At 41.9% G+C, this 16,675-nt stretch carries 12 protein-coding genes and 1 tRNA gene; 7 read left to right on the top strand and 6 right to left on the bottom strand.

Going from position 1 to position 16,675, the window contains the following annotated elements; all coding sequences use genetic code 11:
- Both ftsA and ftsZ read left to right on the top strand, forming a co-directional pair.
- The coding region (gene ftsA, locus G511_RS23230) for a cell division protein FtsA (protein ID WP_036552316.1) at positions 1-757 on the top strand (757 nt) is incomplete at its 5' end.
- Positions 758-878: 121 nt separating this feature from the next.
- Complete coding sequence (ftsZ, locus tag G511_RS0116815) at positions 879-2,066, top strand: cell division protein FtsZ (RefSeq protein ID WP_028470675.1); 1,188 nt, start codon at positions 879-881, stop codon at positions 2,064-2,066.
- A 102-nt stretch (positions 2,067-2,168) separates the two neighbouring features.
- On the opposite strand, the gene G511_RS24000 is transcribed toward ftsZ, so the two are convergent.
- A complete protein-coding gene (locus G511_RS24000; RefSeq protein ID WP_028470674.1) occupies positions 2,169-4,535 on the bottom strand; it encodes a thioredoxin domain-containing protein in 2,367 nt (788 codons plus the stop codon).
- 254 nt (positions 4,536-4,789) lie between these two features.
- On the opposite strand from G511_RS24000, the gene G511_RS0116805 reads away from it, so the two are divergent.
- Entirely contained in the window at positions 4,790-5,581 is a 792-nt protein-coding gene (locus G511_RS0116805) for a CLCA_X family protein (protein ID WP_028470673.1), read from the top strand.
- A 209-nt stretch (positions 5,582-5,790) separates the two neighbouring features.
- Here the strand turns inward: G511_RS0116805 and G511_RS0116800 are convergent.
- A tRNA-Ser gene (locus G511_RS0116800) sits at positions 5,791-5,878 on the bottom strand.
- Positions 5,879-6,108: 230 nt separating this feature from the next.
- On the opposite strand from G511_RS0116800, the gene G511_RS0116795 reads away from it, so the two are divergent.
- Positions 6,109-6,486 carry a hemerythrin domain-containing protein gene (locus tag G511_RS0116795; protein WP_028470672.1) on the top strand — a complete coding sequence of 126 codons (378 nt, stop codon included), beginning with the start codon at positions 6,109-6,111 and terminating at the stop codon, positions 6,484-6,486.
- A gap of 23 nt (positions 6,487-6,509) precedes the next feature.
- Here the strand turns inward: G511_RS0116795 and G511_RS23995 are convergent, their stop codons facing one another.
- The 3 genes from G511_RS23995 to G511_RS0116780 form a co-directional block, all read right to left on the bottom strand.
- Complete coding sequence (locus tag G511_RS23995; RefSeq protein ID WP_051222186.1) at positions 6,510-7,688, bottom strand: GGDEF domain-containing protein; 1,179 nt, start codon at positions 7,686-7,688, stop codon at positions 6,510-6,512.
- 83 nt (positions 7,689-7,771) lie between these two features.
- Positions 7,772-9,112: a D-serine ammonia-lyase gene (locus G511_RS0116785; RefSeq protein ID WP_028470671.1), complete on the bottom strand. Its 1,341-nt coding sequence runs from the start codon at positions 9,110-9,112 to the stop codon at positions 7,772-7,774.
- Between the two features lie 223 nt (positions 9,113-9,335).
- Positions 9,336-11,567, bottom strand: coding sequence for an NADP-dependent isocitrate dehydrogenase (locus G511_RS0116780; protein ID WP_028470670.1), 2,232 nt, complete (start codon positions 11,565-11,567; stop codon positions 9,336-9,338).
- Positions 11,568-12,169: 602 nt separating this feature from the next.
- On the opposite strand from G511_RS0116780, the gene G511_RS23215 reads away from it, so the two are divergent.
- The gene (locus G511_RS23215; RefSeq protein WP_211224929.1) at positions 12,170-13,450 is read left to right on the top strand and encodes a transporter; all 1,281 of its coding nucleotides are present in this window, start codon (positions 12,170-12,172) and stop codon (positions 13,448-13,450) included.
- 51 nt (positions 13,451-13,501) lie between these two features.
- Here G511_RS23215 and G511_RS23990 read toward each other — a convergent pair whose 3' ends face one another.
- Entirely contained in the window at positions 13,502-14,380 is an 879-nt protein-coding gene (locus tag G511_RS23990; RefSeq protein WP_028470668.1) for a winged helix-turn-helix domain-containing protein, read from the bottom strand.
- A gap of 474 nt (positions 14,381-14,854) precedes the next feature.
- Between G511_RS23990 and G511_RS0116760 the strand changes: the two genes are divergently transcribed.
- Together G511_RS0116760 and G511_RS0116755 are read left to right on the top strand one after the other, a co-directional pair.
- Positions 14,855-16,222 (top strand): hypothetical protein, encoded by a 1,368-nt coding sequence (locus G511_RS0116760; protein WP_211224928.1) that lies wholly within the window; start codon positions 14,855-14,857, stop codon positions 16,220-16,222.
- Positions 16,223-16,309: 87 nt separating this feature from the next.
- The gene (locus G511_RS0116755; protein ID WP_036552301.1) at positions 16,310-16,672 is read left to right on the top strand and encodes a hypothetical protein; all 363 of its coding nucleotides are present in this window, start codon (positions 16,310-16,312) and stop codon (positions 16,670-16,672) included.
- The last annotated feature ends 3 nt before the right edge of the window (positions 16,673-16,675 follow it).

The raw sequence follows: 16,675 nt of genomic DNA, 5'->3' as shown, positions 1-16,675 counted from the left end.
CGACGGCGTTGTGCTAGAGCAATTGGCCTCTAGTTATGCCGTATTGACCGAAGATGAAAAAGACCTTGGTGTCTGCATGGTGGATATCGGTGGCGGTACCACAGATATTGCTATTTTTACCGGCGGCTCTATTCGCCACACCGGTGTGATCCCTATTGCGGGTGATCAGGTCACCAATGACATTGCAATGGCGTTGCGCACACCGACTCAGCATGCCGAGCAGCTGAAGATGAAATATGCCTGTGCCTTAGCGCAATTAGCCAGCATAGATGAAACCATTAAAGTGCCGAGTGTCGGTGATCGTCCTCCTCGTGACCTATCACGCCAAGCATTGGCGGAAGTGGTTGAGCCACGTTATGACGAGTTGATCTCGCTGGTACAGGCCGAACTGCGCCGCAGTGGTTTTGAAGATCTCGTGGCCGCGGGCATTGTTTTGACGGGCGGCACAGCAAAAATGGAAGGCGTTGTTGAACTTGCTGAAGAGATTTTCCATATGCCGGTACGTTTGGCGATGCCACACGGTGTACGTGGCATGGATGATATTTTACAAAACCCTATTTTTGCGACCGGCATTGGCCTGTTGCACTACGCAAGCCAAGGTGGCCAGGTAGGAAGTGCATCATCGGCACGCATGCCTTCTAAGACTGAAAGGCTAGCAGGTGAAAAACGAGACAATACACAAGAGATTATACAATCAGAGAAACAAGGCCCCAGTTTGCTGATACGGGCTAAAGACTGGTTGAAAGGAAATTTTTAGCCTCTGCTGTTCTTTTATAAAAAATAACAAAGCAGAGATAATTAACGAATTAAAGAATATAAAAAGCGCTGACTAGTTGCACTTTGGCTGTCATGAAGCGTTAACCTGAAGGAGTTGGATCATGTTTGAACTGGTTGATAACCTACCGCAAAACGCTGTCATTAAGGTGATTGGCGTAGGTGGCGGCGGCGGAAATGCTGTCCAGCATATGGTAAGCACAGATGTTGAAGGTGTTGAGTTCATTTGTGCAAATACAGACTCACAAGCTTTGCAGAATATGCTGTCACGTGCAGTTATTCAAATTGGTGGTGAGTTAACGAAAGGTTTAGGCGCAGGAGCAGACCCTGAAGTAGGGCGCCAGGCGGCTATTGAGGACCGTGAACGCATTGCTGAGATGATCTCTGGTGCCGATATGGTCTTTATCACAGCAGGCATGGGCGGTGGTACAGGAACAGGTGCTGCACCTATTGTTGCTGAAGTAGCAAAAGATTTAGGTATTCTAACGGTGGCTGTTGTCACTAAGCCGTTCCCGTTTGAAGGCCGTAAGCGAATGAAAATCGCTGATGAAGGTATTAAACAATTAAAAGAGAATGTTGATTCATTAATCATCATTCCAAATGAAAAGCTAATGCAAGTACTTGGACGCAACTGTAGCTTGATCAATGCGTTTAACACAGCCAATGATGTACTTCGTGGCGCTGTGCAGGGAATCGCTGACCTGATTACTCGCCCAGGTATGATTAACGTCGATTTTGCAGATGTGCGTACAGTAATGTCTGAAATGGGCATGGCAATGATGGGAACGGGTGCTGCTAAAGGCGATGACCGTGCAACCGTTGCGACTGAAGCGGCGATTAATAGCCCATTGCTAGAAGATGTGGACCTTAAAGGTGCTCGTGGTATTTTGGTAAACATTACAGCAGGCTTGGATTTGAGTCTGGGTGAGTTCTCTGAAGTAGGTAATATTGTTGAAGAATATGCTTCTGATAACGCAACAATTGTTGTGGGAACAGTCATTGATCCTGAATTAACTGACGAACTACGAGTGACGGTTGTCGCAACGGGTTTGGGGCAAGTGCAGACTGAAGAGCTAAAGGTAGTTAATGGCGGTACAACAACGCGTGTGGTGTCCTCTGCTGCTGATTTTAATCAGCTTGAGTTGCCGACAGTGTTACGTAATCGCCAGCGTGCGGGTGCTCCTGCATCAGAGCAAGAAAACGAAATGATGCATGCGCCTATGAAGAAAACAGGTACAGATGATATGGACTTCCTGGATATTCCGGCTTTCTTACGCCGCCAGGCTGATTAGTATTATCTAGAAATATCTTTCAGGTTTATTTGGCCACTCTTTGAGTGGCTTTTTTTTGTTTTCTTTTTGGACTTACTGCTTGGCGTTTTCTATTTACGGGCCTTAATGCATAGGTGTAAAGTAGAGCGATTCTGGTGCTAGGCATTGGCGACTACTGCACGCTTGAAAACGAAAATGCAAAGGTGCTTTAAGCTTGCGTGATTCGCTCACTGATTGAATATTAAACTGTAACCTTCGACTATAAACACTGATCGGCTGCGGCATAAATGCTACCGCTAAAGGCGAGCTTTCTGGGTAGTGTGCTTTTGCTACCCAGTCTGCACTAAGTGAGGTGGGAATTAATCGCTTATCCTCAATGCTATGGGCGTTGATATGCCACCCAGGAGCTAGGTCTACCACTAGCTGTAGTCCTTTGCTATTGTGTTGTAGTTCTGCTTTTAAGGCACCTTGAGCCGCAAATTGCCTGTGTTTAAGGTTTCCTTGTGTGGCTTGGTTGTGCATGGTTAATAGATAGCTGTACTGCATAGGACTCTGCTGGATAGCTGCCGCTTCAGAAGCAAATACCTGCTCAGATATAGCTTGGTAAAGAGGCAGAGAGTCCCTTTTGCTAAGCTGTGTTAATAACTCATAAGTGATGGCGGTTGCGGATATAGTCGCATTATCTTGTGAGCTTTTAATTCGAAAAGGTAAAAGAGAGCTTTTGGGTGACAGGTAAAGTTGTGCTTCTTCTTCGCTCCAAAACCTGTTGAGTAATTCATTCGTTAGCTGCTTGCTTCGCTGTAACCATAGTGGGTTATTACTTATGTTATAGAGTGTCAGGTAAGCGTGGGCAAGGTGTGCATAATCTTCTAGTGTGCCTTCTGGCCCAGAGTTTCCTTCTCTTGAGCTGCGAAGTAGTGTTCCCTTGCTCATATGGTGATCCCACAACCAATTGGCGGCTGTGTTGGCCGCTTGGATGTATTCAGGTTTTTTTAGTGCATCCCCAGCTTCTGCTAATGAGCGTATGAGCATGCCATTCCATGCAGTAATGATTTTATCATCCAGATGAGGAGCTGTGCGTTTCGTTCGCTGCTTAAGGAGCTGTTTCTGAACGTGCTCTAGCTGCTCAAAAAATACAAAGGCATTCAGCTGCTTATTAATAGTAAAGTCCGGAAGTGATTGAGGTAGGTAAAGAATATTGCTCCCATCAAAGTTACTGCCTTCATTCAAACCAAAAAGTTCAAAGGCAAGATCAAACTGCTCTTTATCGGGCAAAGCTTCACGCAGCTGTTCAGTATTCCAAAGAAAGTAACGTCCTTCTCCTCCGTCACTATCTGCATCGGTTGCAGAGTAAAAAGGGCCGCTTGTGTGGCGAAGCTCTCTTAGGACGTAATCTAATGTTTGTTCTGTCGTTCTTTTGTAAAGTGGGTTACCTGTTACTTGCCATGCATAAAGATAAACTCTGGCTAATTGTGCCTGGCTATAGAGCATTTTTTCAAAATGAGGGAGTAGCCACTCAGGATCGGTCGCGTAGCGGTGAAAGCCTCCGCCTACTTGGTCGTATATGCCGCCTTGCTGCATGCTATCAAGTGAATGTAATACTGCGTTTAACATGGTGTCATCTTGCTGCCTGAGTGCTTGATCCAGCAGAAGAAATAATACCGGCTCGTTGGGGAACTTAGGTGCAGTACTAAAGCCACCCGAAAACTCATCATATTGCGCTAACCATTGCTCGGCTGCGTTACTTGCTACGCTGTTTCCTTGAATAGTGGTGGATGTGTTTTTAGCTGCTTTAATTCTTTGTATCTGGGCAAGTGCATAACGGCTTTCTTCTTCAACAGCCTTGGGGTTATTTATCCAGACGTCATTTACTTGATGCAGAAAGCTTAAAAACTGTTCTGGAGGAAGGTAGCTTGCAGCATAAAAGGGAGCGCCTTGTGAGGTGATAAAGCCGGTTAATGGCCAGCCGGTATGCCCGCTTAGTAGTGCTGCTGCTGTCATATAAGTGCTATCTACATCAGGGTGCTGTTCTCGGTCAACCTTAATACTTATAAAGTGTTTATTTAAAAATGCAGCAATTTCTAAATCCTCAAAACTCTCTTTTTCCATAACGTGGCACCAGTGACAGGTAGAATAACCAATGGAGAGAAAGACCGGTTTGTTCTCTATGCGGGCCTTTAATAACGCCTCCTCAGACCAGCTAAACCAATTGACCGGGTTATGCGCATGTTGCAAAAGGTAGGGAGAGGACTCAAGCATTAGGCGGTTAGTAAACACAGGGGTGCCATCTGGGGTTTTGTGTTCAGTGCGTGGTTGGTAATTATTGTCTTTTGCCTCTAATGCACTTGCTAACTGCTGTTGTACAGTGTTGGAATACTCGGTATTTAAACTTTGTATTGCTCTTTTGCTTTCTGAGGCGATAGTGATGTTACTTATCAAATATGCGAGTAACAGAGTAGAGGTGAAAGCGAGCGCTTTTTTAGTCATCATGTTTAATCGTATTGTCTACAGTTGGCGTTATAGATTGGAGCGATGCAGCCAATAAGGGTTCCCTGTTTTTTGAATTAATGACCTTGGTGACACATATACTGTTTAGAGGTTATCGGGCAAGTATGATGTTCTATCTATTTCAGGCAGTTAGGTGTGAGTTATTTGTAATAAATGCCTCGCCCTACCTGATTAAATGTATGCTAGAAACTGTAGTTTTAAGAGCTAAGAATAAACTGTATGGCGTTTAATTAAGTATGACATTACCCCGTGAGTTTTATCGACATGGTCCTGATGTTCGGCAAGGGCAGCAAGTGAGCTTTGTTGAAGTTAGGCGACGGTTTGATTTTGCGTCTATCCGCATTGGGCGCTGGGTAACTCAGCCGGAGCAGGAGCGTGCTGCGGGATTATTTTATGATGCGCTTGTTGACCTCATGAGCATATTACAATGCCCAGAGCCCTTGATCTCGTTACGCGGTTCGTTATCGTTGCAATATGGTATAGGCGGGCGCCCAGGTGTTGCCGCTCATTATCAGCCGTCAATGCGATGCTTTTCATTAGCTAAAAATGCAGGTCCTGGAAGTGTTGCACATGAGTGGTTTCATGCGTTTGACCACTACCTAGGCAGTACCGCATTTGACGATGCATCTTCAGGAATGTTTGCTTCTAAAGCGTGGCTATCAGAGGCAACGCCCGTAGTTCATCCATTGAATGATGACCTATATGCTTGTTTCAGAAGTATAATGTTAGATGAGAATGGTGAATCACCCAGTCAATTATTCCAAGTATCGGCACGTATCGATAGGGCGATGAATCAAGTCTACTACAGTCAACCTGAAGAGCTCTGTGCCCGTGCATTTGAAGCATTTATTCAAGATGCGGCTATTACTAACAACTTTTTAGTATCAGGAACCAAAGCAACAACTGAAGCGCGGCAAGGTCTGTACCCGGTGGGGAAGCAGCGTGAGCGAATTAACTTAGCGTTTCAGCATTACTTTAATCGCTTAGGTGCCGCTCTAAATAAGGAAATTAGCCGGAATATTCGTTAATCGTCGTGGTAAGGAAAGGCTGAGAGCTTTGATTTTTGCAGTGTTTGCCTACAGGCAGATTTTAAAAGATTGCATAGCTAAGAAAATTAAGCCAAAAGATTCATTATACGAAGAAAGTGTAAATAAATGCTATGTATGGGGATTATTCGTTTTAAAGTATTTTAGATAAAGTGAGTGGCATTTAACTAGTCGATTTAAAAACTAATTAATGGCGGTCAGGGAGGGATTCGAACCCTCGATACCTTGCGGTATACACACTTTCCAGGCGTGCTCCTTCGGCCACTCGGACACCTGACCGTTATGAGGCGCGAATTCTACCATAAGCCCCTATTAGTGCAAGAAGTTTTCTGATTTTAGAGATTGAATTTATGCTTGTCGCTGTAAGGTGTTTGTCTTCACTTAGTGGGTTGTTAGGGGCTTGTGTCGAATAAGCTTTAAGAGAGAGTGTGTGATGGCTGTATTTAAGTGTTAGATTAAAAATGTATTTTAAAGTATGTTTAAAATACATTTTTGTAACAAGGTGTTTTATGAAACGTGCTTTGATTCTTCAGCCATTAAGCAGAGACCATCATCAAGCATTGGTGTTTAGCAAGCGCCTACAAGCGCTGGCTGCTTTGCCTGAGCAGAATCGGCTTCAGGAGTGGAGTGAGTTTAGACTTATTTTAAGTAACGCGCTGTTGCCGCACTTTGATGAAGAAGAGCGTTACTTTTTGTATGAGTTGGGCGTGACTGCGGATAACTGTCTGTTTAAAAAAATGCTGGAAGACCATCAGGCAATGCGTGCTTGTATGAACTCAGATGAAGTGAGCCAATTACAGCAATTTTCTGATTTATTAAAAGCACATATTCGTTTTGAGGAGAGGGAGTTATTTCCGTGGTTGGAAAAAGAGTTCTCTTTGGAGTAACTAGTAAGTTATACCTTCTTTCGTTATGTAAGCAAGCAGCTCTCTTTCTCTATAACTACTTGGTTGCGTCCGGTTTTCTTTGCAAGATAAAGTAGTTGGTCGGCTTTTTGATAAATACTGTCCAATGATAGTTGGTCATTATCTGTTGAGTATACTCCGCAACTTACTGTGCACTTTATGGAGTCTTGCTGGTAGCGAATATCTTGTTGGCTGACGGTTGAGCGTATACGGTTTGCTATCTTAGAGGCGTCTTCAGATGATGTTTTCAGCATGATAATAGCAAACTCTTCGCCACCGATTCGGCCAATAATATCTACTGTGCGGATGCAGCTAAGAGCGCTATTCACTACTTGGCGTATTACCTCATCACCGGCGGGGTGGCCGAAGGTATCGTTGATTCTTTTGAAGTGATCTATATCTAAAATGGCAAAGCTAATAGTGTTTGCAGTATGTTGGTGTTTATCCCACTCTTGTTCTGCATTTTCCCAGAACGCACCTCGGTTCAGTATGCCAGTTAAGCTATCTGTTTTGGCTGTGATCACAAGCTGTTCTTGAAGCGCTTTACGTGTTGCGATCTCTTTTTTAAGTTTTCTATGCTCAAGGTCTAAGATGAGATTTTTTTGATTACTTTCTTGGCGGTAATAGGCTCTGGAATACTCGAACCAGCTAGCAAGCGCTGCGCAAATACTATAAGTAATTAAGAACCTAAGTAGGAAATCGGGGGAGTAATCATAACGCTCGACGAACTGTGACATAGGAGAGTTGTAGGCTATCAGCGTGATTAAAAGTAGTAGTATCGACCATAAGCTGCCCTCTATATAGCCGAATAAAAAGCAGCTAATTAATGGCCATGTGTAAGACCATAAGGCTTTTGAGCCTCCATCTCCGCCAATCATTATCATATAAATGAGTAGGGACATATAAGCAATGGCGTTTATTCGGTAAACCCAGGTTCCATCTTTGAGGGTGCGTACCACAAAGATGCCTGTTAATAGTGCTATTGCTGATGGGAGGATTATTAGTGCTAATGTGGTGTTGCCTTTATAAAAACTGTAAAGGCTAAATAGGGTCATCGTAGGCACACCCAGCATTAGGAAAATCACATAATGCTGTAAGCGTGTTTTTGCCTCATTCGAGATAGGAGCTGTCTCGGAAAAAAGCGCGATTCTTTTCGCCATGTTGTTAAAAAAATCAACAATCACAATGACTTACTCTGTAGGTTTCAGAGTTTAAGTATAGACGAAAAGATCGTATTAAATGGGCGAATACCTAAATAATGAGAGGATCATGTAAGCTTTTTAGCTGTTTGGTAATATCTGTCTTGTTCCTCTTTTGGCACCATACTGCCACCGGTTGCCCAGCTAATATGCGTAGCGCTTTCCATTTTGTTATCTAGATTGTGCTGCGCTAAATAAGCCTTACCGTTTGATAGTAGGTTGACTATGCCGGGTAAGCTTGCAAGTGCAGAGGGTTCTAGGGATAGCTGTTCGGTATCTTTTAGCAATTTAAGCAGGCGATACATGTTGTCATCATTGATGGTGTAGATTCCGCTTAATAGCGGTTCAATGAACTTGCCAACAAAGGCAGAAGGGCGGCCAACCGCGAGCCCGTCAGCGCAGGTTTTATTGTCAACGCCAATATCTTGCACGCAAATCTCATCATGTAAGCCTGTGTACATGCCCAGTAGCATGCAAGGAGACTGCGTAGGTTCAGCAAAGAAGCAGTGAACATTATTTCCAAAAACTTGCTTTAATCCAAACGCGACGCCGCCAGGGCCACCGCCAACCCCGCATGGAAGGTAAACAAATAGAGGGTGGTTTTCATCGACAGTAATTTTATGTTCATCTAGTTGTTTTTGTAAACGTAGAGCCGCTACGCTATAGCCTAGAAATAGGTCCTGAGAGTTCTCGTCATCAATAAAGTGCGCGCCTGGTGTTTGTATCGCTTGTTCGCGTCCTACTTCAACGGCTTTGCTGTAATCATCCGTGTGTTCTACAACGGTGACTCCTTTGCTGCGTAATAAGTCTTTTTTCCATTGGCGGGCATCCGCTGACATATGCACGCTCACTTGAAAGCCTAGCTTTGCACTCATAATGCCAATGCTTAACCCTAGATTGCCAGTCGATCCAACAATGATACTGTGTCGTGCAAAAAAGTCTCGTATTTCAGGTGTACTCAATACGCGGTAATCGGATTCCTTATTCAAGAGTCCTGCGGTAATCGCGAGTGTTTCGGCATGTTTGAGTACCTCATAAATACCACCGCGTGCTTTGATAGAGCCAGAAACGGGTAGGTGGCTATCGCACTTCATCCAGAGTTTTCCCGGTAGAGGCATAGCTGAAATGCTGGAGAGTGCATGTTGGGCATTGGGGATCGCTTGTAAAGGAGATTCAATTAGCCCGTGGCTTTCTGCTGTCTCAGGAAAGACGTCGGCAATATACGCTGCAAACCTTTGTAAGCGCTCAGCAGCATCTTTGATATCAGTGCTATTTAATATAAGCCCGCCCTGAGCGTCTCCAAAGTCTTTTAATGCAGGGTTTAGCCAAAGGAGCTCATGCTGCTCTTGTAATTGGGCAATAAGAGGAAGTGTGTTAAGTAGTGCTTGTTGCTCGGTTGTTAGACTCATGATGGCTAATGTCTCAATGCAAAATCAGGGAGTGCTCTGCGAATTACGAGTGTCGTAAATATTCTAGTGCCTAGCGGCGAGTACATAATTCGCTGTTGAGTTCAAAATAGAGGCTTGAGTATAAATTAATTGATGGGTTTTTATGAAGTAATAAAAAAGCCCACAAAAGTTGCTCTTGTGGGCTTGTCTGTTGTTATTTCAATGAGAAATAACGAATAGCGGCTTACTGATGAACAGAAGCTAAGGCGCTATTTAATGTTGTGCTTGGACGCATTACACGTTTAACCGTGTCGCGTTTAGCGTGGTAGTAGCCATCCAGGGCAGCTGGTGTACCTTGTACAGCACTAAGCTCAGCTACGATAGTTGCTTCATTCTCAGCCAGTGTTTTAGCTAATGGCGCAAATAAAGTTGCCAGTTCTTTATCGTCATTTTGCTCAGCAACGGCTTGAGCCCAGTACATACCTAGGTAGAAATGGCTACCACGGTTATCTAGCTCACCCGTTTTGCGTGAAGGAGACTTGTTGTTTTCTAGAAGTTTTCCAGTTGCCTGGTCAAGCGTCTTAGATAGCGTTGTAGCACGTGGGTTATCGTTCTTAATGCCCATATCTTCTAGAGATACTGCTAACGCCATAAACTCGCCGAGAGAATCCCAACGTAAGTGGTTTTCTTCTTCTACCTGCTGTACGTGCTTAGGAGCTGAACCACCAGCACCTGTTTCGTACATACCACCGCCTTTAAGCATTGGTACGATAGATAGCATTTTTGCTGATGTCCCTAGCTCCATGATTGGGAATAGGTCAGTTAGGTAATCACGTAGTACGTTACCTGTTACTGAGATAGTGTCTTGGCTACGAATCTGGCGTTCCATAGAAATGCGGATTGCTTCGTCGTAAGACGCAATGCGGATATCTAGGCCTGTTGTATCGTGGTCTTGTAGATAAGCACGTACTTTTTTAGCCAGCTCCATGTCATGGGCACGTTCAGGGTCTAACCAGAAAATGGCAGGAGTGTCGGACTGACGAGCACGTGTTACAGCAAGTTTTACCCAGTCACGAACAGGCTCATCTTTGGTTTGGCATGCGCGCCAGATATCGCCTTTTTCTACTTCGTGTTGAGTCAGCACGTTACCTGCTGTATCAACAATACGCATGATGCCGTCTTCAGCTAGCTCGAACGTTTTATCATGTGAACCGTATTCTTCTGCTTTCTTCGCCATTAAGCCAACGTTAGGCACAGTACCCATTGTTGTTGGATCAAATGCACCGTTAGTTTTGCAAAAGTTAATCATTTCTTGGTAGATACGCGAGTATGTGCTTTCTGGCATAACTGCTTTAGTATCTTTTTGCTTACCATCTGGCCCCCACATCTGACCAGAGCTACGAATCATTGCAGGCATAGAAGCATCAACGATTACGTCACTAGGTACGTGTAGGTTAGAGATACCTTTTACTGAATCAACCATCGCCATTTCAGGGCGGGTAGAGTAACAAGCCTGAATATCTTCTTCGATCTCTTCGCGCTTAGAGCGAGGTAGGCTGGCAATTTTGTCGTAGACGCTTCCCAAACCGTTGTTTGGATTAACTTCAAGCTTTGCAAACAACTCAGCGTGTTTTTCAAAAAGGTCTTTGTAGAAAACAGTAACCGCATGGCCAAATACGATAGGGTGTGAAACTTTCATCATGGTAGCTTTAACATGTAAAGACCACATAACACCGGTTTCTTTTGCATCATTTAGGCTATCTTCAAAGAATTCACGAAGCGCTTTACAGCTCATGAACATACCATCAATAATTTCGCCTTGTTCCAGCTGGAATTCTTTTTTAACGGTTACCTTGCCATCTTTAGCAACAAACTCAATGCGGACATCGGTTTCTTTGTCAACGGTTGTAGATTGCTCGCTAGAGAAGAAGTCGCCACCGCGCATATAATCAGCGTGAGTGCGTGACGCTTTGCTCCACTTACCCATTCTGTGTGGGAATTTGCGAACAAATGCTTTAACAGCTGCAGGTGCGCGACGGTCAGAGTTACCTTCACGTAGTACTGGGTTTACAGCACTACCTAGAAGCTTGCCAAAACGGGCTTGAGTGGCTTGTTCTTCATCGCTATGCGCTACTTCAGGGTAATCAGGAATGTCATAACCCTGAGTCTGAAGTTCAGCAATACACGCTTTTAGCTGAGGAATAGAGGCACTGATGTTAGGAAGCTTAATGATGTTAGCAGAAGGGTCTTGAGTAAGCTTACCTAGAAAAGCTAGGCCATCTGCAACTTGCTGCTCGTCAGTTAGTTTTTCGGGGAAAGCAGAAAGAATACGGCCTGCTAATGAAATGTCACTGATTTTAACATCGATATCAGCAGCGGCTGTGAATGTTCTTACAATAGGTAATAAAGAACAGGTTGCCAGTGATGGAGCTTCGTCGGTAAGGGTGTAATAAATTGTTTGTTTCGTTGTAGTCATTTCTCATCCCCGAGTAGTTTAGCTGGATCGCAACAGGCTTGAAGTAAGCTGACTTATGGTCTGTTTACCTCACTGGTCCAAGCCTTTCTTCTATGTTTTTCGAGCAGAATTATACCGGAAGAGTAATGGCTGTTATACGGTTGGGCTATGCACTTAAGGATAATAAAAGGCGGTTTTTGTAAAAAAATTACAAGAAAGTTGGGCATGTGTCACGAAAGGATAGGTATCGGTTGTATGTTTTTTGATCAGCGCTGGCGCGGGGGAGGGGGAGTTCGGGCGAATGTTGATACATATCTAAAGATTGTCTTTGGTGCATTCAAAAGGGAGGAGGAGGAGGGTCCTAAGCTATAGAATAATAAACATTTATTCAGGGTGTGGAAAAGTAAATAAAATAAAATATCAATCAAAAAAATCTTAAGTTAGACTCAAAACTATAAGTTTTTTAAGTGCTTTACTATCTATATGTCTGGTTTTATTATGAAGTTGCTGTTGTAAAATATGAATTAAATAAGTACTTGAATTATTTCTATTATGTTGGGTTATATAGCAGAGAATAGCTCAATATCGTTTGTCGAAGTTTGATGAATTAAGGAAGGGCGACTGTGAAGGGTATTAAATCTAATAAAAATGATATTAAAAAAGTATCTCGTCAGTTTTTTCCATGCGGCGCGATTTTTTATACATTGGTCTTGTATTCAGGAGATGTGTTTTCGGAAGTTAGTATTTCTAACGAAGCTATTTTAAAGCAATATCAGCAATTAGTGGCTGAGCAACAAAGAGAGTTTGAAAAGCAAAGAGAAATTATAGCACGACAAGGAAATGAGATAGATAAGTTGAAGTCTCGGCTCGATACCATATCCAATAAAGTGGCCCCAAAGCCTTCGGCTAAGCGCCAATATCAGATTGCTTCACAACAGAGAAATTTACCGTCTTCTCCTGTCGGGCAACGCCCCCCTAAAAGAGTGAAGGATACTACTCCGCCAGAAATTCCTAGACTGAGTAATACCGTGGGTGGAGTGTTAACTAAAAAAGGAAAATTGATTCTAGAGCCTTCTATTGAGTATTCATATAACTCGAACAATAGAGTCTTCCTAGATGCATTCACATTTTTACCGGCATTAGCGGTAGGGCTCATTGATTTACGAGAGATTAAGCGCCATAGCACAATTGCGAGTTTAACTGCGCGCTACGGTATGACCGATCGGTTAGAGCTCGAATTTAAATTACCTTATGTTTATCGGTCAGATAGTCAAAGATCACGGCCTGTAAGTATTGGTGTTGGTGAGGACGAAATATTTGATGCCAGCGGTGGTGGTATTGGTGATTTGGAGTTTGCTGCACGCTATCAATTAAATAACGGTAATGATGGTTGGCCAATTTTTGTGGGTAACTTATTAGTTACTATGCCAACTGGTACTAGCCCTTTTGAGGTTGAATATGTTCAATCAACGGCGGGAGCAGAGTTTCCAACGGAGTTACCGACCGGTTCTGGATATATAAGTATTCAACCAAGCCTAACGGCGTTGTATCCAACAGACCCGGGAGTGTTTTTTGGTAATTTAAGCTATAGCTATAATGCTGAGACTGATGAAAGTATCGGTACAGTGGATCCTGGTGATACGTTGGGAATGAGCTTTGGGTTAGGTTTCTCGTTAAATGAGCATTCCTCATTTAGCCTTGGTTATTCACACAAACATGTTTTTGAATCAAAGATAGATGACATGAGTGTAAAAGGAAGTGTATTGGATATTGGGCAGTTGTCCATTGGCTATTCTTTAAAACTTTCACCAGAAAAAAATATTAATTTATCGCTAGGTATTGGAACAACTGAGGATGCACAGGATGTAAGACTTAGTTTGAGAGTGCCAATGTCAATTTTATAAATTAATCACATATTATTTCATTATATAGCCATGTAATAAAACATGGCTTTTTTACTGAAGTATATGATTTATGTTGATATCTTTTGACTCTGCTTCTTTTTGATTAACATCATAAAGTGGTTGGGTGTTTAACTTATATCCAATTCCTTTTAGCGTTAATACCCAGTGTGGATTATACGGGTCGATTTCAATTTTTTTCCGTAACAAGTGCATATATTGGTAAAGATCAGACTTGTTTGCGCGGCCATTTTCTTTCCATAGATGGTTGATTATTTCTTGAGAGGAAAATACGTGCTCAGTATCGGCTGCAAGAAGTGAAAATAGTTTAAATTCTTTACGGGTTAACTTTAGATTTTTCTCTTTAAAATAAACAGATTGGCTGCTGATATTAACGGTGAAAGGTCCGACTTTATAGTTTTCGAAATGTACATGTTGTGTTAGGTCGTGGTTTTCTGAATTATTAATCGGCGAGTCTGTTGTGAGGTACTTATGGCTATCTTCAGAGCGTCTTTTATTATGTCTTCGGTCATTATTTCTTCTATCAGGGAATGGATGAAAGTTATAGTTGAAGTGTTCTCGTAAATAACTATCCAGCTTTTCCATTATGGGGTTTTCTAGATAAAGATCTACCCATGACTCATCTTGACTGTCTTTATTGTTTGTATCATGAGAAATAGCACAAATAGGTGTTTTTTTATTATTGTGAATTGTTTTTAATGCTTTTAGTTGTTCTTTTGTAAATGCTCTATCAAGGTGTCTTATGTCGAAAATTATTAATTTATAGTTATATTTTTTGTCATTTTGATCTATTTTTTCTAAAGCGGATTTTGTGTTTATATCTAATTGATTTGCAAGCCCGTATCCTTTTAACAATCCAAGAATGAACTTGTCGTCTGATATTAGCAATATAGGATTTTTACTGTTATCCATGTTGAAATCCTGTAACTGTTTTTAATTCTATTCTATCGTGTTGGCTATGGTTATATCAATATTGCTCATGTGGTTTTTTGATATATTTAATTTTTGTATTGATATAGTGAAACGTTATAAATATTGTTTTTATTGAAGTTTATCTTGGTTTTATTAATGGTTGTTAAAAAAATAATTTCTATTATTTTTTCTTGATAAAAATCATGTTCTAGGAATTTAAGTACTAGATTAAGTTAGTGATTTATATTTTTTAATTAATATTTTCATATAAATCATAGTGTTGCAATAATTGTTTATATAAAAATTAAGAGATTTTTTAAGGGTTTTTTAATTTTTATTTTATGGATTTTTAAGATTAATTTATGGATTCTAAAGATGTGGGAGATCACCCTAGCTGTATGGAGGTGGTCGGGTTTTTATTCAGGAATTCATCAATAAGTCACGAAGATAAAAATAATTAAATGGAGCATTAAAATGAATAATACTAAATTGCTAGCAGCTAGTATTGCGCTTATTTTGGGAACAACCACTAATGCGTGGGCAAACCCGACCAATACAGCGACGGATTCGGCACAAACACAAACGGCTACAGCCAGTTCTGAGACGAGTGGAGATGGATCAGGTACCGCTAATGAGAACTCCTCGGCTGTAGGTACAGACAACACGGATAATACCAATAACTCGGATAACAGTACCGCTGACAACGATGACAACAGTAACAACTCCGATAATACCAATAATTCGGATAACAGCACTGCTGACAACGATGACAACAGTAACAACTCCGATAACAGCAATAATTCAGATAACACCAATAACTCGGATAACAGCACTGCTGACAACGATGACAACAGTAACAACTCCGATAACAGCAATAATTCAGATAACACCAATAACTCGGATAACAGCACCGCTGACAACGATGACAACAGTAACAGCTCCGATAACAGCAATAACTCCGATAACAGAACTGCTGACAACGATGACAACAGCAATAACTCAGATAATAGTATGGATAATACTAATAACTCTGATAATAGTACTGCTGATAATGATGACAATAGTAACAACTCTGATAACAGTACCGATAACACTAATAACTCAGACAATAGTAACAACAGCACGGCCGATAATGATGTAACTGTGGATGTGGCTGTCGATAATGTAGCCAACAATAATTCCGATAACAGCAATAACTCCGATAACAGCAATAGTTCGGATAACTCTGATAACAGTTCTGCTACAGCCGCCGATGCAGCAGCAAACAATGGAAGTACAGCAAATTCTGATCGTTCAGATCACAGTATGGCGAATGCCAGTGCTCCTGGTTCTGCAGCAGCAAACAATAACAGTACAGCAACCTCTGATAACTCTGATAGTTCAGATCACAGTATGGCAAATGCCAGTGCTGCCGGTTCAGCCGCTGCAAACAATAACAGCACAGCAACGTCGGATAATAGTAACAACAGCGACAACAGTGCCGCATCAGCAACCGCTATGGGGGCTGCAGCAGCAAACAATAACAGTACAGCCACAGTAGATAATAGTGATAATAGTGATAATAGTTATTCTAACGCTAGTGGTACTGGTACCTCTGCAGCAAATGGAGGAGGATCAGCAACAACGACTTACAGTGTAAACAACTCAGACTTGATGGGTACGGTTACTGGTAATACGTATGGTTATCCATCTCGGGCAGGTCGCTTAGGAGGCGGTGAAAACAATATGACAAATACCTTCAATGGAACTGCAGGTGTCAACCAAACTGTCCAAAATGCTGGGGCTAACGCTTTGACACAACAGCAGGTTTCTTTCCAAGGAAATGTGAATGTAAACCAATAGCTATAATAATATGTGTTGATTTATTCATCACCTGAAAAAGGTTGTCGGCTCATTGCCGGCAACCTATATAATAAAAAGGAGAATGTGATGATAGCGTTTAACAGAAAACTTTACTTATTTATTATCCCATTAGTTTATTTTTATGTTGGATCAGCAAGAGCGTTACCGCAGGAAGTAAATCAGTTTTTAGTTAATCCTGATGCAGTACTATTGGATGAGCTGGATAAAGTTCGTGGTCGTGGTGGAATTATTGATATAACAAGCATTGTAAATTCAAATGTTGAGGCTGAGCTATCAAACAATACAGCTAACAATAATTTTACTGGCTTCAATATCATTGATAAAGGTTCATTTTCTGAAGCCAGTGGTGTTTTTTCTATTATACAAAATACAGGAAATAATGTCATTATCCAGGACTCAACCATTATTAATGTAACTATATCTCCATGAAGA

This window comes from Neptunomonas japonica DSM 18939, assembly GCF_000422765.1.
Lineage (GTDB): Bacteria > Pseudomonadota > Gammaproteobacteria > Pseudomonadales > Balneatricaceae > Neptunomonas > Neptunomonas japonica.
This window is presented reverse-complemented; position numbering and strand designations above follow the sequence as displayed.